This window comes from Halorubrum sp. CBA1229 (assembly GCF_003721435.2).
Lineage (GTDB): Archaea > Halobacteriota > Halobacteria > Halobacteriales > Haloferacaceae > Halorubrum.
The window spans coordinates 2,711,777-2,731,267 of sequence record NZ_CP054585.1; the positions used below are offsets into that span (position 1 = coordinate 2,711,777).

Consider the following 19,491-nt stretch of genomic DNA (forward strand, 5'->3'; position numbering starts at 1 on the left):
CCCGACGGACACGGATCAGTCGGTAATGAACGCGTTGACGGACCTGTTCGCCGAGAACACGCTCCTGTGGGTCCTCACCGGTGTCCTCGCTTACTCCGCGGCCGCGCTGTGGCTCCGGAACCGCGGGATACTCCCGGAGTCGGTCGGCGTCTCCGGCCCGGTACTGACCCTCCGGACGCTCCGCGGCCGCGAGTTCCTCGACCGGCTCGCGGCCCCGAAACGGTTCTGGCGCGGGCTCGCGAACCTCGGGCTCGGCGGGGCCTTAGTGGCGATGGTCGGGTCCTTCTTCCTGATCCTCTCGTCGGCGGCCTCGGCGCTGAACACCGCTCAGCCCTCCGCCATCCAGCAGCCGCAGAACTTCCTCATCATCCCCGGCGTCAACGACTTCCTCCCGCTGTCGGTCGCGCCGGAGATCGTCGCCGGCCTCGCGGTCGCGATGGTGATCCACGAGGGCGCGCACGGCCTGCTGTGCCGCGTCGAGGGGATCGACATCGAGTCGATGGGGCTCGTCTTCTTCACCGTCCTGCCCGTGGGCGCCTTCGTCGAGCCGAACGAGGAGGCGACGCAGGAGGCGTCTCGCGGCGGCCGCGCCCGGATGTTCGCGGCCGGCGTCACCGCCAACACGCTGCTCACGGTTGTCGTGTTCGCGCTGCTGTTCGGCCCCGTGGTCGGCGCGATATCGCCGGCTCCGGGATACGCCGTCGGCGAGGTGACCCCCGGGTCGCCGGCCGACGCGGCCGGTCTCGCGGCGGGCGACCGACTCGTCGAGGTCGACGGCGCCCCGGTCGACACGGCGGCCGAGTTCGAGGCAGCGCTTGCCGATGCCGGTGACACGGTGACGGTCACGGCCGACGACGGCGACGGGGAGCGGACCGTCGAGGTGAGCCGGCAGCTGCACGCGGTCGGTTCCGCCGGCGGCAACCCCCTCGGCGTGACGATCACCGACGCACCGCTGACGATCGAGTCGGTGAACGGCGAGCCGGTGGCGACCGAGGGCGAGTTCTACGACGCCGTCGGCGACGCGGAGCGCGCCACGGTGTCGGTGGCGGCCGCCGATGGAAGCGGCGGCAACGCCAGCGACGCCAACGCCACGACCGCGGAGATCCCGGTCGGCGCGTACGCGCTCGGCGTGCAGGAAGACGGGCCGCTCGACGACGCCGGCGCGGCGCCCGGCGCGCCGCTGACGATCGTCTCGATCGACGGCGAGCGGATCCACGACGCGGACGCGCTCTCGGGCGTCCTCGGCGAGCGCGAGCCGGGCGCGACCGTCGAGGTGATCGCGTACGACGGCGACGACGAGCGGCAGGCATACGACGTCGAGCTGGCCCCGCACCCGAACCGCGACGGCGGGTTCGTGGGCGTCTCGGTGTTCCCCGGCTCCAGCGGGCTCGCGCTCGACGACTTCGGCGTCTCCGAGTACCCCGCCGGCGCGTACCTCGAACTGCTCGGCGGCGACGGCGGCGAGGCCGCGGGAGACGGGATGGCGCTCGGCGGCCTGACCGATTCGCCGCTCGGGCTCGTGTTCGTCTCGCTGATCCTCCCGCTCGGCAGCCTGTTCGGGCTCCCGTTCAACTTCGCGGGGTTCACCGGCGAGGTGACCAACTTCTTCGTCGTCGAGGGGGCGCTCGGCGCGCTCGGCGGCGGGGTCTTCCTGCTCGCGAACCTCCTCTTCTGGACCGGCTGGATCAACATCCAGCTCGCGCTGTTCAACTGCCTGCCAGCGTTCCCGCTCGACGGGGGGCGGATCCTCCGGATGGTCGCCGAGGCGGTGGTCAGCCGGATCCCGCTCTCCGACCGGCACGCCGCCGTCCGCACGATCACGGTCTCGTCCGGGCTCGTCATGCTCGCCGGGCTGATCGCGATGGTGTTCGGCAACCAGATCCTCGCGGCGCTCGGGCTGATCTGACGGCCGGCGGGCGCGCTCCGCCTCGCCGGCGGCGTCTGCTCGCGGACCGGTTCCGCGAGAGGGAAACGGGTTTCTCCGCGGGCCGAAACGGTGCGGTATGAGCCAAGAACGCACCGTCGAGATCGAGGGACACATCATCGACAGCGGGACGATGCAGCGCTGTTTCGGCGCGGTGATGGATCTGGGCGGCTCATTCGACGTCGAGCGGTTCGACGTCGGGAAACACGAGGACGAGGAGTCGTACTGCCGGCTGACGGTCTCGGCCGACGACTCGGAAACGCTCCAGGCCATCCTCCACGAGCTCCACCAGAACGGCGCGGTGCTGGAGAGCCCTTCCGAGGTCGACCTCGTCGCGGCCCCCGCGGACAAGGTCGTCCCGCCCGACTTCTACTCGACGACGAACCACCCGACCGAGGTGCTGTACGACGGCGAGTGGATCGAGGTCGAGCGGATCGAGATGGACTGCGCGCTGGTTGTGGACCCCGACGGCGGGCCTGACGGAGAGCCGCGAGCGTACACCAAGGTGCTCAACGCGGTCGACGAGGGCGACCTGATCGCGACCGACCAGTCGGGGATCCGGGTGCGCCCCCCTGAGCGACCCCGCAGCGGTGGCGGCGCGTTCGGCTTCATGCAGGGCGGCGTCTCCTCGGAGCGCCCGTCGGAGTCCACCATCCGCGAGGTCGCGGCGGAGCTCCGCGAGGTGAAGCGCGCGGGCGGAAACGTCATGGTCGTCGCGGGGCCGGCGGTGATCCACTCCGGCGCGGGCGACGCGCTCGCGGACCTCGTCGAGGCCGACTACGTCGACGCGCTCTCGGCCGGGAACGGGTTCGCGACCCACGACCTCGAGCGCTCCATCTACGGCACGTCGCTCGGGATGAACGTCGAGACGCTCGAACACCCGCGGAAGGGGCACAAACACCACATCTGGACGATCTCGGAGATCATCCGGGCGGGCGGGATCGAGGCCGCGGTCGAGGACGGCGTCGTGACGGAGGGCGTGATGTACCAGTGCGTCGAGCGCGACGTCGACGTCGTGCTCGCGGGCTCGATCCGCGACGACGGCCCCCTCCCGGACACGATCACGGACGCCGTCGAGGCGCAGGACGCGATCCGCGAGCAGGCCCACGAGGCCGACATCGTGATCATGCTCGCGACGCTGCTCCACTCGGTCGCCGTCGGGAACTGCCTTCCGTCGACGACGAAGACCGTCTGCGTCGACATCGATCCCGCGACCGTCACCCAGCTGCTCGACCGCGGTTCGGCGCAGGCCGTCGGGATGGTCACCGACATCGGGACCTTCGTCCCCAAGCTCGCCGAGTTCGTGCTGGGGGAGGGCGGCGACGCGACCGCCCCGGCCGGTGGAGGCGACCGATGACGGTCGCGCTCCGACCGTACGACCCCGCAACCGACGCCGATGGGCTCTACGACTGCAAGCTCGCCTTCGAGCGCGGGCTCGGCGAGAACACGGGCGGCGACGACAAGGCGGCCGCCTACGAGGGGAAGCTCACCGACGGCTACCGCGAGCGCTGGCTCGCGTGGGTCGGGCGGTGCGTCGCGGACGACGAGTGGTGCGTGACGGTGGCGGTGGCGGGGGGCGACGACGGGACCGCCGGCCGGGACCGCGGCGGCGACGGGACCGCCGGCGAGGTCGTCGGCTACGTCTTTGTCCTCCCCGAGCGGCTCGCGATGATCTGGGACGCGGCCGTGCTCAACGAGCTCTACGTCGCTCCGGCGCACCGGGGCGCGGACGTCGCCGACGACCTCATGGCCGCCGCCGTCGACCTCGCGGCCGACCAGTCGCTCCCGCTCGACCGCCTCGTGCTCGACGTCGACCCCGCGAACGAGCGCGCGAAGGGGTTCTACGACCGCCACGGCTTCGAGTCGTGGGGGGAGATGGTGGCTCGGCCGCTCGACGGCTGAGTCGTCTCTTCTCACTCGTCCCCGTCCGAGCCGCCGCGGTTCCGCTGACTCGTATCCGTGGACGCGCTCATCCCAGTATCCGTGGACCCGCTCATTCCCGTATCCGTGGACGCGCCCATGCCCGTATCCGTGGACACGTTCATAGGCGCAGCGCGCGTCGGGCGACGGTATGAGAACCGTTCATCGGCTCGCCGCGGCGGCGTGGCTCGTGCTGATCGCGGCCGCGTTGAGCGCCGTCGCGGCGCCCTCCCTCCCCGAGCGCGTGGTCACGAACTGGGACGCCGCGGGGCGACCGGCCGGGACCCTCCCACGGGCGACGGCCGTCTGGCTCTCCCCGGCGATCATGGCCGGTCTCGTCCTGCTTCTGGCCGCCCTGCCGCGGATCGACCCGCTCCGCGAGAACGTCGCCGCGTTCCGCCCGACCTACGACTGGTTCGTCGTCGCGCTGACCGCGTTCCTCCTCGTCGTCCACGCGGGGATCCTCGCGTTCAACCTCGGCTACGAGTTCCCGTTCACGTCGCTCCTCGTGGCCGCCGTCTCGCTCCTCGTGTACTACGTCGGCGCGGTGCTCCCGCGGACCGAGCGCAACTGGTTCATGGGGATCCGCACGCCGTGGACGCTCAGCAGCGACGCGGTCTGGGACCGGACCCATCGGCTCGGCGGACGGCTGTTCAAGCTCGCCGCAGCCGTCGGCGTCGCGGGGCTGGGGTTCGGGGAGTACGCGGTCCCTCTCCTCGTCGCCTCGGTGGTGGCGGCCGCGGTGGTCACCGCGGCGTACTCGTACGTGGCGTATTCACGGATCGAGGGTGACGGCGACGGCCCGAGCGGTCCGGGTTCGGAGTCGTAGCGTCGACGGCGCCGGAGACGGTGCGCCTGCGCATTCAGGAGCCGAGAACGCCGGACAGGAGTTAAATGCGAGCCGGCGCCATCTCCGGGTATGAGCTATCTCGTGGCCACAGACGGATCGAACGAAAGCGACGAGGCCGTCCGATACGCCGCGCGACAGGCGGTCGCGTTCTACGAGACCCTCGAGATCGTCCACGTGTTGACCCCGGACTCGGAGCTCATCGACGGGACGATCGTCCTCCCCGGCGAGGAGGCCGCGGTCGAGGCCGGCGAGGGGGTTCTCGCCAACGCCAGAACGATCGCGGAGGAGGCGGTCGGCGACGAGCCGATCGACGTGGAGACGCAGCTGCTCACCGGTCGCCCGGCAGACGCGATTTCGGAGTACGCGAGCGAAGCGGACGTGAACGCGATCTACGTCGGGCACCGGGGGTTGAGCGAGGAGCGCGAACAGGTGGTCGGCAGCGTCGCGAAGAGCGTCGTCGACAAGGCCGACGTGCCGGTGACGGTGATCCGGTAGAGCGTCAGAGACCACGGCAAGGACCACCATTACCGGGAGTTCAAAACCGTTGCCCGCGTAACACGAAGTGATGTCCGAGGACGTACTCGTCACGGCGGACTGGGTGGAATCGAACCTCGACGCGTTCCAAGACGACGACGCCGATCTGCGGCTCGTCGAGATCAACAATCCGACCGTCACCGACGAGTCGGAGTACACGCCGTACGAAGAGGGGCACATCCCCGGCGCGCTGAACTTCGAGTGGGACGAGGTGTTCACCGACGAGACGGAGCGCGACATCGTCTCGAAGGCGGACTTCGCGGCCCGCAACGGCGAGGCCGGCATCGACGCCGACACGACGGTCGTCGTCTACGGCGGCGGCCGCGTCCCCAACTGGTTCGCGCTGTTCGGCTACTGGATCTACAAGTACTACGGTCACGAGGACGTCCGCGTGATCGACGGCGGGAAGGGATACTGGGTCGACAACGACTACCCGCTCACGACCGAGGAGCCCGACTTCACGCCGCGCGACTACGAGGCCCGCGGCCCCTTCGAGAGCGTCCGCGCGTACAAGGACGACATCGACAAGGCGATCGAGGAGGGGATCCCGATGGTCGACGTCCGCTCCCCCGAGGAGTTCTCCGGCGAGGTCATCGCGCCCGAGGGGCTCAACGAGACGGCCCAGCGCGGCGGCCACATCCCCGGCGCCAGCAGCGTCCCGATCGGGACCACGCTGAACGAGGACGGCACGTTCAAGAGCGCCGACGAGCTCCGCGAGCTGTACTCGGAGGCCGGCGTCGACGGCGACGAGTCGACGATCACCTACTGCCGCGTCGGCGAGCGCTCGTCGATCGAGTGGTTCCTCCTGCACGAGCTGCTCGGCTACGACGACGTCCGCAACTACGACGGCTCGTGGACCGAGTGGGGGAACCTCGTGGGCGCGCCGATCGAGACGGGCGAGTAGGCGGCGGTCACCGCCGTCGACTCGTGACGCTACGTAAATACGTCGCCAAGCGGGGAAGCCGCCGACAGGCCCTTGCGCCGAGAGCCCGAACCGGCGATCGATCATGGTCGCGGAAGACGAGGCGGAGGCCGCGGGCGGTCCGGGCGACGCGCCGACGCCGCGAGGGCCATCGCCGAGGAACACGGGACGGCCCCGTCCGGATCGACCGGCGACGGAGCGCCGGCCTCCGGTGACGACCGCGGCCGTCAGACCGACCTGTCCGCGTTCGACGAGGACGACTGACCCGGCGACGCGTGCGAACGTATTTACGCTTGTGTGTCGTATTGTGAAGTATGAACCAGAACGTTGGTGCGACGGATAAGCGCGTTAGAACGGCCCTCGGTGCGGTGCTCGGTGTCGCCTCGCTCGCGACCCTCGCCGGGGCGGTTCCGCTGCCGGCGCTCGCCGCGCCCGTCCTCGGCGTCGCGTCGCTGCTCATGCTCGGGACTGCCGCGAGCGGCACCTGTCTGCTCTACTCGCTGCTCGGCGTCGACACGTGTCCGGCGTCGGCGAGCGGCTCGCGATAGAGCGCTCGGCTGGTCCGGTCGCGTCCGGACAGCAGCGTTGAAACGGTACTTCTCGGCGACTTTCGGACCGGCGGCGACGGCACCCTCAAGTGTGGGTAGTCGTAACGTGTGACATGAGTCTGCGAGACAGACTGACGACCCCCGCGTGGGTGCGCGCGTCGAACCGCTTCGGCGACCGAGGTGACCGCCCGTGAGCGGCGACCCGACCGTCCTCGTGATCGGCGGCGGCGCGACCGGGGCCGGGGTCGCCCGCGACCTCGCGCTCCGCGGCGTCGACGTGACCCTCGTCGACCGCGGTGGGCTCGGGAGCGGCACCTCCGGGCGCTCGCACGGCCTGCTCCACAGCGGGGCCCGGTACGCCGAGGCCGACGCGCCCGGCGCCGAGGAGTGCCTCCGCGAGAACCGGACGCTCCGCGAGATCGCCGGCGCGTGCGTTCGCGAGACCGGCGGGCTGTTCGTCCGCCTCTCGGGCGACGACCCGGACTACTTCGAGGAGAAGATCGACGCCTGCGAGGAGGTCGGCATCGAGACCGAGCGGCTCGACGGCGACGCGGCGCGGGCGGTCGTTCCCGGCCTCTCCGAGGACGTCGCCGAGGCGTTCCGCGTGCCGGACGGGGTGATCTACCCGTCCAGACTCGTCGCCGCGAACGCGGCCGACGCCGAGCGACACGGCGCCGCCGTCCGCATCGACGCGCCCGTCGAGGCCATCGAAACGGACGACGGCGCGGTCTCCGGCGTGCGCCTCGGCGGCGACGTCGACGCGACCCTCGAACCGGACCACGTCGTCAACGCCACGGGGGCGTGGGCCGACCGGATCGCCGAGATGGCCGGCGTCGAGGTGGGGATGGCGCCGAGCCGCGGCGTGATGATCTCCGTCGAGTACGACGGTCTCGACCCGGTGTTGAACCGGTGTCGCGACCCCGACGACGGCGACATCGTCGTCCCCCACGAGGGGGAGGCCGTGCTCGGCACGACGAGCGTCCCGGTCGACGACCCCGACGAGTACGAGCGCGCCGACTGGGAGGTGGAGCGGTCGGTCGAGGAGTGCGCGGCGATGCTCCCCGCGGTCGCCGACGCGCCGACGGTCCGGACGTGGTGGGGCGTTCGTCCGCTCTACGCGCCCGACGAGGCCGGCTCGGACCGACGGGGGATCTCTCGCGGGTTCAGCGTGATCGACCACGCAGACGAGGGCGTCGCGAACCTCCACACCGTCGTCGGCGGGAAGCTGACGACCTACAGGGAGATGGCCGAGGCGACGAGCGACCTCGTCTGCGAGCGGCTCGGCGTCGACGCCGACTGCGAAACCGCGACGGAGCGGCTCCCCGGCGCCGACGACCCCGACCGGCTCGACGATCTCGTCGCGCGGTACGGCGGGGCGAACCCGACCGACGCCGGCGTCGTCGACGCCGCTGCCGACGATTGAAAAGAGGAGATTCGGGGGCGGCGAGACCGTGCCGACTACTCGCCGTCGTCGATCAGGCCGCCGAACACCGAGGTCGCAGTGTCCGGCACGTCGAAGTCGTGGTAGTGCTCGCCCTTCTCCTTCGAGAGGATGTTGAGGGCGGCGGCGGCGCCGTCGCCGGCCGAGATGACCGCCTGCCACTCCTCGGCGCGGACCATCCCGCCGGTCGCGTAGGCCCCGTCGACGGTCGTCTCCATGGAGACGTCGACCTCGACCGTGTCGTCGTCGCCGAGCGCGCAGCCGAGCGACTCGGCGAGGTCGCGGCTCGCGCCCGTCGCCAGCACGAGGTAGTCGGCCTCGTACTCGTCGGACTCGGTAGTCACCGCGAACCCGTCACCCGACTCGGCGACGTCGGTGACCTCCTCGCCCTGATGGCGGTCGACGCCGAAGTCGTCCGCCTGCTGGCGGGCGGTCGCGAGGAACTCGCTGCCGCCGACCGAGCCGATCCCGGGGTAGTTGAACAGGTGCGCCTTGTGCATCCACGTCTTGTCGGTGTCGAACAGGACCGCGTCGAGCCCGTTCTTCCCGGCGAACAGTCCCGCGCTGAGTCCGGCCGGTCCGCCGCCGACGATAGCTACGTCTGCCATGGCCGTCATTCCGGTCGCGGCGTGATAAGCGTTGGCGGAACCGGTGACGCGGGTGCGGTACTCACGCGCGCGGCGTCGCCGGCGGCGGAGCGCGCCGGACGGAGACCGCCGAGAGCTACGACGAGAAGTCGGAGAGCGACCCGCGCGTATCGTCGGTGTCGGCTCGGTCACCGGCGTCGGCGTCGGCTCTCTCCTCGTCGGCGTCGTCTCTCTCCTCGTCGGCGTCGTTTCGCTCGGCCTCGCCGCCGATCTCCTCGGGCTCGTGCCACGGGTCGTCGGGGTCGACGGGCTCGACCGCGCGGTCGAGCTCGGCGGCGTCGTAGTCGCGCTCGGCGTCGAGGATCATCGCGAGGCGCTGCCAGCGGGCGCTGTGCTCGCCCTCGCCCTCCGGGCCGACCCGCGCGCCGCGGGTCTTGAAGAAGCGCGTGCCGCGTCCCAGCTTCGACCCCTCGCCGGTGTGCCCGTCGAAGATCGCGTCGAACTCGCCGCCGGGGTCGAGGTCGCCGACGGGGAAGTCGTGGGCGGGCTCCTCGCCGCGCTCGCGGGCCTCGGCGCGGACGTCGGCGACGGCCCGGAAGTACTCGTCGGCGTTGGGGCCCTCGCGGGTCGACTGCGCGCGGGCCGCCGCCAGCGCGGCGTGGATCGCGCAGAGGCGGCCCTTCCACTCGGCGGGCTCCCAGCGCTCGGTGGCGAGCTCCTCGTAGCGCTCGATGGTGAGGGCGACGTCGCTGCCGGCGCGGAGGTCCTCGACGACGTACAGCGTCAGGCGGTCCCAGAGGTTCCACGCGTAGCCGGAGCGGGCCAGCTCCCAGGCGGCCCACGCGGCGACCTCCTCGTCGGAGCGGCGCACGGCCTTCTGGAGCAGGCTGGAGACGGCGTAGCGGTTGTAGCCGCCGTCGGTCTCGTTCGGCTCCTTGGGCTCGTCGAAGTCGTTCTCGCCGGTCGCGTCGGGCGTCGTGTCGGTCTCCAAGCTCCCGTCGGACCCGAACGTCGCCTGTCTGTCGTCGCCGTCGGCCATACGCCCGCTCCCGCCGCGAGCGACTTAAAAACCGCGCGCGGCGGGCGGGAGGGAGCGACGACGCCGGAGCCGGAGGCGCCCGCGGTACGGCGGATCACACCTCCGCTGAAAGGGAACCCTTAAGTTGAATCCGGCGGCTAGAATACGGTAACCGCCCTTAGCTCAGCCTGGTAGAGCAGTCGACTGTAGATCGACTTGTCCCCCGTTCAATTCGGGGAGGGCGGACTGAACCTCAGCAACCGTGAGCGACAGCGAACGGTTGCTGTCCGTGAGGGACGACCGACCTGAATTGAGCAGACGAGTCACAGCCCGGAACGGCGAGCGGAGCGAGCCGCACGCCCGGACTGTCTCGGCGAGTTCAATTCGGGGAGGGCGGACTTCCTTTCCAGTCGGGTCGTATTGCACACCGATGTTGCTCTCGTGACCTTTCTAGCGAGGGCCATATGCTCTGATCTGCTTCGCGCAGGAGCGGTTCCGCGGGTTCGGGTGGCTCGTGCTGGGGAAGCTCCCGTATCGTCCCCCGCCGGGTATTGACGAGGAGACCGCGATGGAGGAAGCCAGCGATAAGTGAGGTCTTCGACCCCGAGGAGGAGCCGGACGGGGACGCCCTCGCGCCGCACCACTTCTACGTCGGCGTGGCGCTGGCGCTGTTCGGGTTCGCGTCGATCTGGCCGTACTACCCGGCGACCGGCGCCGGCTTCGCGTTATTGGCCTGCTGGTCGCGCTTGATGGCGTGATTGAGCACATGACGCCGTATCCGACGCCGCTGGATCAGGTTATGGAAGCGTCTCATTTATCCACTTGTGAGTAGATTTGAGGGGGATCGCTGATTATCTGCTGATGGGTGATCGGGTTTGAGATTGCTCAAACCTTTCTTAGTATGCTAATCCCGAGTTGTATCCGGTAGGGAGAGAACTCAGACCCACTTGCAACGAGAAAAGCTATAACATCCTTGGAATAGAATGTGTGCATACACACGAGTCGTGCACTCGACGTAAATCGATAGGGCCACAACCGAAATCGCGTTTGAGACCCCAAAATGACCAACGCACAAGCGGAAATAGAACTGCCCGAGACGGTTTCACCTGGGGAGGTTGCAGAAGCAGTAGCAGAATCTCTCAAAAATAATCAGGTCGAGATTATTGAGAGAGAAAGCGATCCTGGATACGAACTGATTGAAGCAAAATCACAACCGAGTCTTTTGTCTTGGGGTGAGGAGATCTACATACAGATCACGCCTGGAAAGGTGGAAGTTGCAAGTCGGTCACCCTCACAGATTATCGACTGGGGCAAATCGAAACAGAACGTGAAACAAGTTGAAGACACCGTTAGAAACCACTTGTCCGCCTCTGGCACCCTCACTCCGGCGTAAATGAAAGTTTACGTGGAGTGTAGCCAGTGCGGTGAGAAAATTTATCTTGATGATGTGCGGGACAAACGAACAGATTATCCTGCATCATTCAGACTCAAATGTGGACATTGTGACCAGGAAAAATTCTACAATAGGAATCAATTAGAGGCAGAGCCAGATGGAAACTCTGCCGCAATTGGAACTCTTCTCGGTGGGGCAACAGGTGCCCTCGCAGGTCCAGTCGGAGCTGCTATCGGAGCAGGGGTAGGTGGTGTGCTGGGAAGTGTGTCGGATAATGAGGACCAACAGCGGGTAGAGGAATTCTATGGAAAAGACATCTTCTTCGAGTAAACTTCCCCTTATTGTAGCAGTCAGCTTGGCAGCTGTGGTGTTCTTTCTGTCCTACGAGTCATACTTCAGCACCTTCGCAGAACGGTATCTCCAAGATGCTGTCAGAGCCATTCAGATCTATTCTCTCGTCATCTATGGCCTTATTGTCTATCGATTCAGCCAAGATAACGATCTGATTAGAACATTTGACTCTCAGCAAGAATTCTCATCTTTCCTTGGTGACCTCGGGGGGCCACTATTCAGTCTAGCAGCAGAATACGTTCAGATATTCATTTCACTACGGATCTCTCGACTTTTGCTAGAGGGGATCACACTAAACGAGTGGGAACATGGATTAACGGGACTTGACTTCTGGCTCGTTCTAGGAATCACGCTTCTAATCGCAGTATACGGATTAATAACAATCGTCAATCGATCCAGACAATTGATGCACTATTGGGGCGGTGACATCGCGGAAGTTATTCCGAATTAATCTTATGTTGGGTAACTATCTCAAGTCCACTCATCTTTTCTATGCCCTCCTTGTTGCTGGTTTAGCTCTGATTGGATACACATATCGCTATCAGAGTCCCGAAAATCTACAAGCAATTTCAACTGTGGTATTGGTCGCGATCACAGCGTGGTACTCCTACCAACTTCGTGAAACAGTTGAGGAGACACGAAAAGGCAGGGAGAGAGGAGCAATCGTTGAAATCATTAGAGATGGGATTGATCCGATGCTTTCAATTGTAGAGAGGCACCAGTCCACAGATTCCCGAGAGGGAACGGACGATAGAACCACTCTCCCAGAGTATACTTGGGAAAATAATTCATCTGAAAATACTGAATCACTCTATTTGAGCTTTAGTAATGCGTCCATTCCAATGGATGAGCCTGTTCGAAAAGATATAGAGCGAGATAGTACGGAAGTTGTCGAACTGTGTAAGGAATACGCTGATCTCTACGGTGAATATTCGGATAACCGATCTGAGATTAAGAATAAAATAAGAAAACACATTCAAGATAATTTTATAAATGATAAAAGGGAGTGGATTGAAAGCATCGATGGATCATTTGACAAAAATAAATGGACGATCGAATCTAGGTATGAGATGTATGCTAATTGTGTGATTGAGCAAAACTGGGATCGGAATTGGGAAGTGAAAGAGAATAAAGAGTACTTTCGATCCATCCGCAGTAATTATATTGACGAACTAACTGAACTACAGAACAAACGATCTGAATTGGTCGAAAAGAGATCAGAGGTTGAGCGCGTTCTGAGAGACATTCGTCAGCACTATGTCTCAACCTACCACATTAGGGAAGTACAACTTGAAAACAGCGAGGATAGATAGCAGAATTTAGACGAACGCCTGCGTCCGCTCTTCGGTGTACTCGCTAACGACATCCTCGACGGCCTCCCGATCCAGCATCGCCTCGTGTAGCGCCTCGCCGGTCCGCTGCAGCTCGGCCATCTCGTCGGCCTCTTCGATCCCCTCGTTCCACGCTTCACGTTCACCGGGTCGGAAGATACCATGATCGTTGAGGGCAGCGACCAACTCTCGCAGATCCGCGCGATAGGCCTCCAGCAGAGACATGTTTCAGATTTACTCACCCCATATGTCTTATGTCTTTATTTAAACACCCGATAGAGTGAGGTGTACCGCTAGGTAGGACACAGCAGACGAATGTGGAGCAAAGCGCGAAGGAAATGGTGGCTTTCAGGCAGACGCTAGGACCGGAGCGCGCTGCCAAGTCGGAATCTGTGACACCTGAAGGCCGCCGACATACAGCGCGAGCACGGTTAATCCCGCAAAAACCAAGAACAACTCCTCTAATTTATTACATACTAGTTTAATATCTATTATGAATAATACTTAAGAATGTCCGTAGGACAAGAACTCCTCGACGTACCGTTCCCTGAGATGGTGGCCAGCATGGGCCAGGGCATCGCAGACGCGCAGAACCAGCTTGACATGAACTCGGTCGAGGTCGCGAAGGTCCTCGCCGACACGAAGATCGACGTCGTCCCGGCTATCACGCGGACGATCGACTCGGACGGCGACGTCACCTATTCCGAGGCGTCCCCGATCGAGACCTCGCTGCTGCAGGCCGGGCTGTTCCCGACGTTCTACCAGTTCTCCGAGGCCGTCATCGAGGTCGAGATGGACATCAAGACGACCACCGAGCGGGAGACGAACATCGACGTCAGCGCCGAGGCGCACGCGGGATTCGGGCTGTGGGGCGGCAGCATCCAGACAGACGTGAGCCACAACCGGAAGTTCGGCAAGGAGGTCCACGGGACGAGCAAGCTGAAGACCACGATGGTCCCGGTGCCGGAGCCGCCGTACCTCTTCCCCGAGGTCGAGACGGTCGACAACCGCCCCGAGGCCGACGCAGAGACGACCGAATAACCGCGACCGACTCGGTCTCCGGTCGCCGCCGGCGTGAGCGCGGCTCTCGCGGGCGACGCCTGAACCACGCCGAGACACCCATATCCATGCCGCTACGAGCACATCACCGACCACCGCGCAGTACCGCTCCCGATCGATCGACCCAAACGGTCTCGGACATCCCGTTCGACGACCTCGTCTCCCTGCTCGCCACGGGCGTCGCCGACGCCCAGACCGCGCTCGACAGGCAGACCGCGGAGACGGCGGCGTCGCTCGCGGAGACCGAGATCGAGGTCGTCCCGTCGCTGACTCGCACCATCGAGCCGGACGGAACGGTCACGACCGATACGGCGGCGACGGAGCGGCGGTCCCTGCTCGAGCTCGGGGTCACCCCCGCCCACTACCGATTCAGCGACGCGACGATCGAAGTCGAGATGGATGTCAGCGTCGCCGAACGCGACCGCTCGGAGAACGGCCGCTCGGACACCGAGCGTGTGGAATCCGAGCGCGCGGATCGGGCGCACGAGCTCCGCGCCGGCACGCAGTCCGTGATCGACCGCCGGACGTTCGACCGCGAGGCCGGCGCGAACGCTCGGCTCGCGGCGCGGCTCGAACCGACTCCCACCCCGGCCGCGGTCGGACCGGACGCGACGGGTGAGGCGCTGGACGCCGTCGACGGAGGCGAGCGTGCCGACTGACCAGTGGCTCGCGCGACCGCTCAAGGAGTTCATCCGGACGGTCGCGTTCTCGGTCGCCGAGGGCCAAGAGGAGCTGGACCGGCGGTCGATGGCGGTCCAGCGGTCGATCGAACGCGACATCGAGGACGGGAGCCTCGCGTACGACCTCGACGCGTCGTGGCTCAGGTTCGCCGACGTCGAGGCGGACCTGGAGATGACGCTGTCGATCGAGGGACGGGAGATCCGCGATCCGGAGACCGACGAGGTCCGCGCCTACAAGCCGGTCGTGAGCGCCGTTCCGTTGAACCACCGGACCGCGGACGAGTACGACCTCGACGCCGAGATCGCCAGCGAAGTGCGACTCCGCATCGCTCCCGTTCCGCCGGAGTCCCGAAGCCTATGAGCGAACGCGATCGGTTCACGTTCGACGCCGGCGCGACTCGCTTCGCCGAGACGTTCCAGCTGGAGGAGATCCCGCAACTCGACGTCGACAAGTTCGAGACGGTCGAGCGGGCGGCGGTCGAACGGCTCGTCACCGAACAGCAGGAGTCGCTCGTTCGCCTGCAGGCGGACGTGCTGGACGTTCGCAGCGAGCGGACCGCCCTCGAACGCCAGCTCTCGAAGGTCGAGGCCCAGCGCGAGGAGCTGCGGGAGCGGGTCGGAGAGCTGGAGGCCCAGCGACCGGCGGTGGAGCCGAAACAGGTCTTCTCGAACCTCGGCGCGGCGCTCGAAGAGGTCGACGACGACTTGGCGAGCGAGCGCTATCGCGTCGACGACGTCGACTTCACGCTCAAGACGAACGTGATCCAGACCGACGACGGAATCCGGATGCACCTGCCGTCGCTGGACGAGTCGTCGGTGTCGGCGAACCTCAGCGAGGTCTCGTTCCGGCTGCGGGCGCCTCGCGGCGAGCCGGAGGCCGCCGGTCCGACGTACACCGACGTACCGGACCTGCGGGGGCAGCCGCACGAAGTCGCGGCACGCCGGCTCGCCGCGGCGGACCTGACTGTCGGCGCGGTCGAGCGCGCCGTCGATCCGGACGCTCCACCGGGGACCGTCGTCGAACAGTTCCCCGAGCCGTACGCCGTCGCCGAACCAGGGTCGCCGGTCGACCTCGTCCTCGCCGAGGCGCCGGAGAGCGAGTCGGGGGCGGCGAGCGAGTCGAGTTCGGCGACCGAGCCGAACGCGGAACCGACACCCGAGCCCGACGCCGACGCGGGAAGCGAGGGCGACGACGCGGGCTCGTCGCCGTCCGACGACGCCGACCGGTCGGAGAGTCCCGAGGCCGACGACGAGCGAGCCCGCATGGAGGCGTTCAGACGGGCTATCGTCGACGTGGCCCCCGAGAACGGGGACGCTGTCGTCGAACGGCTTCAGCGAGCCGGCGTCACGGACCTCGAGTCGCTGATCGCGTTAGATCCCGAAGAGCTCGCCGCGGAGCTGTCGATCCCCGTCGAGCAGATCGTCGCACTCCAGCGGCGGCTGGGCGGCGGCGATCCGATCGCGCTCGAAGCGGTCTCCGGGATCGGCCCGACGTACGCGGGCCGACTTCGTGAGAAGGGCGTCCGGAACGTCTCGCAGCTGGCGGCGCTCGACCCGGAGACCGTCGCCGAGATCACCCGGGCGTCGACGAGCAGGGCCGCCGGCTGGATCGAGGAGGCGACGGAACTGGCGGGGGCCCGATGAGCGTCGCGGAGCGGTTCGGCGCGTCGATCGAGGTCGACGGGCCCGATCCCGAAGCGGAGGGGTTCTTTTTCGTGAAGCGGCGGGACGCGGTCGACCACGAGGCGTTCGTCACCGGCCTGCTCGGACTGGTGGGGACCTCCGGTCGGCTCGTGCTCCACCACCAGTCGGGATTCGCGGTCGTTCGCCTGCCGCACGGGCGCGCGAGACAGCTTGGGCGGCTCCCGTGGATCGACGCCGTCGGCGGAGTTCGGTTCGATCCGGAGCGGTTCGCGGCGTTCGCCGGCGCTCCCGTCGTCTGAACGGCGGGGACTCAATTATCAGTGCGGTCACTCGCACCGACAGCGTATTTATCCCCCGCATGCAACCTTACGGACATGACTCTTGTCGTGGTCCCGGTCCGGTTCCCGCCGTCGTCGCATTCCGAGGCGACGCTGCGGGAGGCGGTCCGGGTCGCGGAGGAGCGCGGCGCCGACCTCACGGTCCTCCACGTGGACCTCTATCAGAACTCCGGCGGCGTCTCCCGCAGCGACCTCAAGCGCGCCGTCGAGAACCGGATCGGCAAGGTGGACCGGGCTCGGTACGTCGTCCGGCGTGGGTTCCTCGTCGAGGAGACCATCTTGGAGGAGATCGTCGCCGAGAAGGCCGACGTCGTCGTCATCGGCTCGAAGCAGGCGGGTCGCTGGCGGCGGATGGTCCAGAAGCTCCTCTCCGATCCCGACATCGACGCGTTCCTCCGCAGCGAGCTCGACTGCACCGTCATCACGGTCGCGGCCGACGGCGAGACCACGAGCAACGAGGCCGAGGACGACGGGTCCGGCGCCCCGCTGCCCAACGACGGCGACGACTGAGACCGCGGTCGCGGCGGAAACGCTCTCCGTGTGCGCTCGACTCCCTACTCCGACCGCTCGGCGCTCTCCCCGTCCGGACCGGCGACCGCGTACCGACGCTCGTACTCGATGACGGTGGCGACGCGGTCGGCGATCTCCCGGCCGAACTCCCGCTCGACGATATATAAGGCCAGATCGATACCGGAGGTTACGCCGCCCGCGGTGAGCAGGTCGCCGTCGTCGACGACGCGCGCGTCAACGACCTCGGCGCCGGACTCGCGCAGTTCGTCGATCGCGCCGGCGTGGGTGACCGCGCGCCGCCCGTCGGTGACGCCGGCCTCCGCGAGCAGCATCGACCCGGTACACACCGAGGCGATGCGCGTGCCGGCCGCGTGGTGGGCGGCGAGCGCGCGGGGCACGTCCCCCTTCTGCGCCTCCGCCCACGCGCTCGCCTCCTCGTCGCGGGCGTTCCACCCGCCGCCGGGGACGACCAGCAGGTCGGGGGCCTCGCCGGCGTCCGGTCCGGGCATAGTCGCGTCCACGCCGACGCGCGTCCCGTGGCTCGCGGTCACCGACTCGCGCTCGTCGAGGGTCACGTACCGGACGCGCCCGGCGCGGTCCCCGCCCTCGGCGGCGTAGCCCAGCGCGTAGTCGAACACCTCGTACGGGCCGATCCCGTCCAACTCGTCGAAGCCGTCGTACAGCAGCACGTCGACGTCCATACCGACCCGGAGGGGGGCGGAGGGCTTGTGCGTTCCCCCGACGGCTCACTCCTCGTCGAACGCCTCGACGACCGTCTCGATGTCGCCGGCGACGCGGTCGCGGTCGATCTGCTCGCCGCGGTACGCGCGCTCCACGATCCCGTCGGGGTTGACGAGCAGGGTGACGACGGCGTGCGTGAAGTCGTAGCCGGGGAGCCGCTCGCTCTCGGTCGTCTTCTCGAAGCCGATCCCGAGCCGGTCTTCGACGATCGCCTTCGCCCGCTCCGGGCTCTCCGGGCGGAGGTAGTGCCAGTTGCCCGCGTCGAGGTCGACGCCGATCGTCTCGGCGTTCTCGCGGAGCGCCGCCGCGTCGTCGCGTTCGGGGTCGAACGTGATCGGGAGGAACACCGTCTCGTCGGTCAGTCCAGCGTCGGCGACGCGTCGCTGGACGCCGACCAGTCGCCGCAGGAGGATCCCGCACTCCACGGGGCAGTAGGTGAACACCCCGGTCACGATCGCGGTGCGGTTAAGCGCCTCGCTGTCGATGGTGATCCCGGCGATCGGGTCGCGCAGCTCGAACGCGGGGAGCGGCTCGCCGTACGCGGGGTACGCGAGGTCCTCGCTGTCCGCGAGCTGGTCTTCCTGCGGCCCGAGCACGACACCTTCTGGCTCGCCGCCGAGCACCGACGTGCATCCGGCGGTCGCGCCGATCGTCGCCGCGGCGATTCCGCCGAGTACCGCTCGCCGTTGCATACCCGATCCGACGGACGCCGGTCGCATAACCGGTCTGGTGCGGGCGTCGAACGCCGCACTCGGCTCGTCCCTTTATAAAGGCGAGTAGTACGGGATCGGCAGGTGCGGCAGCGGGACGCCGAGCGTCGCGAGCCCGTGCTGGAGCGGGATGTAGCCGAGGGCGACGAAGGCGACGCCCAGCGCCCGGTGGAGCCGCATGCGGGTCTCGACGCTCACCGACCCGAACGCGGTGCCGAAGAGGAACATCGCTGGCACGGTTCCGAGGCCCAACGCGGCGAGCGCGGCCGCGCCGCCGAGCGCGCTCCCCTGCACGAACGCGTACAGGAACGCCGGGTACAACAGGGGACACGGCAGGAGCCCGTGCGCGGCGCCGAGCCCGACGATCCGCCAGTTACCGACCCACGCGTCGACCCGGGGGACGATCCGATCCGTGACGACCCCGGAGGCGGCCTCGATCCCGGGGACCGGGATCCGCTGCAGTTCCAGTCGGAGGGCGTACCGCACGCCGATCGCGACGACGACCGCCCCGACCACGAGGCCGGTGAGCGCGTGCACGTCGTCGGCGACCGTCGTCACGGTGCGACCCGTGACGAACGCGAGGCTCCCGGCGAGGCCGAACAGGCCCCCGATCGCGGCGTAGCTCGCGGTCCGCCCGAGGTTGAACAGCGCGTGCTGGCGCACCTGTCGCACGGTGAGATCACCGCGGCCGCCGGCGCGACCGCGGCCGCCGGAGCCGCTCGCGCCGCGGTCGGCGCCGTCGCCGGCGGCGCCGTCCCGCAGTCGGTCCGCGTACGTCGAGACGAGCGGGCCGCACATGCCGATACAGTGTGCGCCGCCGAGGAGCCCCACGAGCAGGAACACGCCGAGGCTCAGCGGCTCCGCCGAGTGGATCGTCCCCGCGGGCTCACACGTCGCCGTCGCGGGGACGTGCGACGTCACGTCGAGCGAGTCGACGCCGCCCTCGAGTTCACGCATGCCGTCTCCAAGTTCACGCATGCCGTCTCCGAG

Annotated in this window: 25 protein-coding genes and 1 tRNA gene; 19 read left to right on the forward strand and 7 right to left on the reverse strand. The window is 67.4% G+C overall.

Features of this window, described 5'->3' with window-relative positions; all coding sequences use genetic code 11:
• The first annotated feature begins 25 nt into the window (after positions 1-25).
• The 3 genes from Hrr1229_RS13670 (at position 26) to Hrr1229_RS13680 (ending at position 3,826) form a co-directional block, all read left to right on the forward strand.
• Positions 26-1,906 (forward strand): site-2 protease family protein, encoded by a 1,881-nt coding sequence (locus Hrr1229_RS13670; protein WP_123112386.1) that lies wholly within the window; start codon positions 26-28, stop codon positions 1,904-1,906.
• A gap of 97 nt (positions 1,907-2,003) precedes the next feature.
• Positions 2,004-3,281 (forward strand): TIGR00300 family protein, encoded by a 1,278-nt coding sequence (locus tag Hrr1229_RS13675; protein WP_123112385.1) that lies wholly within the window; start codon positions 2,004-2,006, stop codon positions 3,279-3,281.
• Positions 3,278-3,826 carry an N-acetyltransferase gene (locus Hrr1229_RS13680; RefSeq protein ID WP_123112384.1) on the forward strand — a complete coding sequence of 183 codons (549 nt, stop codon included), beginning with the start codon at positions 3,278-3,280 and terminating at the stop codon, positions 3,824-3,826. Before Hrr1229_RS13675 ends, Hrr1229_RS13680 begins: the two co-directional genes overlap by 4 nt.
• Positions 3,827-3,837: 11 nt before the next feature.
• Here the strand turns inward: Hrr1229_RS13680 and Hrr1229_RS18240 are convergent, their stop codons facing one another.
• Positions 3,838-3,969 (reverse strand): hypothetical protein, encoded by a 132-nt coding sequence (locus tag Hrr1229_RS18240; RefSeq protein ID WP_255212512.1) that lies wholly within the window; start codon positions 3,967-3,969, stop codon positions 3,838-3,840.
• Positions 3,970-3,995: 26 nt separating this feature from the next.
• Between Hrr1229_RS18240 and Hrr1229_RS13685 the strand changes: the two genes are divergently transcribed.
• From Hrr1229_RS13685 to Hrr1229_RS13705, 5 genes are all read left to right on the forward strand, one after another.
• The gene (locus Hrr1229_RS13685) at positions 3,996-4,673 is read left to right on the forward strand and encodes an SdpI family protein (protein WP_123112383.1); all 678 of its coding nucleotides are present in this window, start codon (positions 3,996-3,998) and stop codon (positions 4,671-4,673) included.
• A 90-nt stretch (positions 4,674-4,763) separates the two neighbouring features.
• On the forward strand, positions 4,764-5,189 hold the full coding sequence (locus Hrr1229_RS13690) for a universal stress protein (protein ID WP_123112382.1): 426 nt from the start codon (positions 4,764-4,766) through the stop codon (positions 5,187-5,189).
• 70 nt (positions 5,190-5,259) lie between these two features.
• Positions 5,260-6,132 carry a sulfurtransferase gene (locus Hrr1229_RS13695; RefSeq protein ID WP_123112381.1) on the forward strand — a complete coding sequence of 291 codons (873 nt, stop codon included), beginning with the start codon at positions 5,260-5,262 and terminating at the stop codon, positions 6,130-6,132.
• Positions 6,133-6,464: 332 nt separating this feature from the next.
• Positions 6,465-6,698 (forward strand): DUF2892 domain-containing protein, encoded by a 234-nt coding sequence (locus tag Hrr1229_RS13700; RefSeq protein WP_123112379.1) that lies wholly within the window; start codon positions 6,465-6,467, stop codon positions 6,696-6,698.
• 190 nt (positions 6,699-6,888) lie between these two features.
• On the forward strand, positions 6,889-8,121 hold the full coding sequence (locus tag Hrr1229_RS13705) for an FAD-dependent oxidoreductase (protein ID WP_123112378.1): 1,233 nt from the start codon (positions 6,889-6,891) through the stop codon (positions 8,119-8,121).
• A 35-nt stretch (positions 8,122-8,156) separates the two neighbouring features.
• Here the strand turns inward: Hrr1229_RS13705 and Hrr1229_RS13710 are convergent, their stop codons facing one another.
• Together Hrr1229_RS13710 and Hrr1229_RS13715 are read right to left on the reverse strand one after the other, a co-directional pair.
• Complete coding sequence (locus Hrr1229_RS13710) at positions 8,157-8,747, reverse strand: NAD(P)/FAD-dependent oxidoreductase (RefSeq protein ID WP_123112377.1); 591 nt, start codon at positions 8,745-8,747, stop codon at positions 8,157-8,159.
• 115 nt (positions 8,748-8,862) lie between these two features.
• Positions 8,863-9,765: a hypothetical protein gene (locus Hrr1229_RS13715; protein ID WP_123112376.1), complete on the reverse strand. Its 903-nt coding sequence runs from the start codon at positions 9,763-9,765 to the stop codon at positions 8,863-8,865.
• 151 nt (positions 9,766-9,916) lie between these two features.
• Between Hrr1229_RS13715 and Hrr1229_RS13720 the strand changes: the two genes are divergently transcribed.
• The 5 genes from Hrr1229_RS13720 to Hrr1229_RS13740 all read left to right on the forward strand — a co-directional run bounded on the left by Hrr1229_RS13720 (position 9,917) and on the right by Hrr1229_RS13740 (position 12,801).
• Positions 9,917-9,990, forward strand: a tRNA-Tyr gene (locus tag Hrr1229_RS13720).
• A gap of 305 nt (positions 9,991-10,295) precedes the next feature.
• A complete protein-coding gene (locus Hrr1229_RS18245) occupies positions 10,296-10,502 on the forward strand; it encodes a hypothetical protein (protein WP_255212513.1) in 207 nt (68 codons plus the stop codon).
• A gap of 302 nt (positions 10,503-10,804) precedes the next feature.
• A complete protein-coding gene (locus tag Hrr1229_RS13730) occupies positions 10,805-11,137 on the forward strand; it encodes a hypothetical protein (protein ID WP_148041735.1) in 333 nt (110 codons plus the stop codon).
• A complete protein-coding gene (locus Hrr1229_RS13735; protein WP_123112375.1) occupies positions 11,138-11,467 on the forward strand; it encodes a YMGG-like glycine zipper-containing protein in 330 nt (109 codons plus the stop codon).
• 476 nt (positions 11,468-11,943) lie between these two features.
• Positions 11,944-12,801, forward strand: coding sequence for a hypothetical protein (locus tag Hrr1229_RS13740; protein ID WP_148041734.1), 858 nt, complete (start codon positions 11,944-11,946; stop codon positions 12,799-12,801).
• A gap of 6 nt (positions 12,802-12,807) precedes the next feature.
• Here Hrr1229_RS13740 and Hrr1229_RS13745 read toward each other — a convergent pair whose 3' ends face one another.
• A complete protein-coding gene (locus Hrr1229_RS13745) occupies positions 12,808-13,044 on the reverse strand; it encodes a hypothetical protein (RefSeq protein ID WP_123112374.1) in 237 nt (78 codons plus the stop codon).
• Between the two features lie 285 nt (positions 13,045-13,329).
• Here Hrr1229_RS13745 and Hrr1229_RS13750 point away from each other — a divergent pair, with 285 nt between their 5' ends.
• The 6 genes from Hrr1229_RS13750 (at position 13,330) to Hrr1229_RS13775 (ending at position 17,050) form a co-directional block, all read left to right on the forward strand.
• A complete protein-coding gene (locus Hrr1229_RS13750; RefSeq protein WP_123112373.1) occupies positions 13,330-13,860 on the forward strand; it encodes a hypothetical protein in 531 nt (176 codons plus the stop codon).
• A gap of 86 nt (positions 13,861-13,946) precedes the next feature.
• Positions 13,947-14,537, forward strand: coding sequence for a hypothetical protein (locus Hrr1229_RS13755; protein WP_123112372.1), 591 nt, complete (start codon positions 13,947-13,949; stop codon positions 14,535-14,537).
• Positions 14,527-14,919 (forward strand): hypothetical protein, encoded by a 393-nt coding sequence (locus Hrr1229_RS13760; RefSeq protein WP_123114822.1) that lies wholly within the window; start codon positions 14,527-14,529, stop codon positions 14,917-14,919. The genes Hrr1229_RS13755 and Hrr1229_RS13760 overlap by 11 nt, the downstream gene beginning before the upstream one ends.
• On the forward strand, positions 14,916-16,202 hold the full coding sequence (locus tag Hrr1229_RS13765) for a helix-hairpin-helix domain-containing protein (RefSeq protein ID WP_123112371.1): 1,287 nt from the start codon (positions 14,916-14,918) through the stop codon (positions 16,200-16,202). Before Hrr1229_RS13760 ends, Hrr1229_RS13765 begins: the two co-directional genes overlap by 4 nt.
• Positions 16,199-16,501, forward strand: coding sequence for a hypothetical protein (locus Hrr1229_RS13770; RefSeq protein ID WP_123112370.1), 303 nt, complete (start codon positions 16,199-16,201; stop codon positions 16,499-16,501). The genes Hrr1229_RS13765 and Hrr1229_RS13770 overlap by 4 nt, the downstream gene beginning before the upstream one ends.
• Before the next feature lie 75 nt (positions 16,502-16,576).
• Positions 16,577-17,050, forward strand: a complete 474-nt coding sequence (locus tag Hrr1229_RS13775; RefSeq protein WP_123112369.1) for a universal stress protein — start codon at positions 16,577-16,579, stop codon at positions 17,048-17,050.
• 44 nt (positions 17,051-17,094) lie between these two features.
• Here Hrr1229_RS13775 and Hrr1229_RS13780 read toward each other — a convergent pair whose 3' ends face one another.
• The 3 genes from Hrr1229_RS13780 to Hrr1229_RS13790 form a co-directional block, all read right to left on the reverse strand.
• Complete coding sequence (locus tag Hrr1229_RS13780) at positions 17,095-17,751, reverse strand: DJ-1/PfpI family protein (RefSeq protein ID WP_123112368.1); 657 nt, start codon at positions 17,749-17,751, stop codon at positions 17,095-17,097.
• A gap of 45 nt (positions 17,752-17,796) precedes the next feature.
• Positions 17,797-18,483 (reverse strand): SCO family protein, encoded by a 687-nt coding sequence (locus Hrr1229_RS13785; RefSeq protein WP_123112367.1) that lies wholly within the window; start codon positions 18,481-18,483, stop codon positions 17,797-17,799.
• 72 nt (positions 18,484-18,555) lie between these two features.
• Positions 18,556-19,458: a sulfite exporter TauE/SafE family protein gene (locus Hrr1229_RS13790; RefSeq protein ID WP_123112366.1), complete on the reverse strand. Its 903-nt coding sequence runs from the start codon at positions 19,456-19,458 to the stop codon at positions 18,556-18,558.
• Positions 19,459-19,491 lie beyond the last annotated feature (33 nt).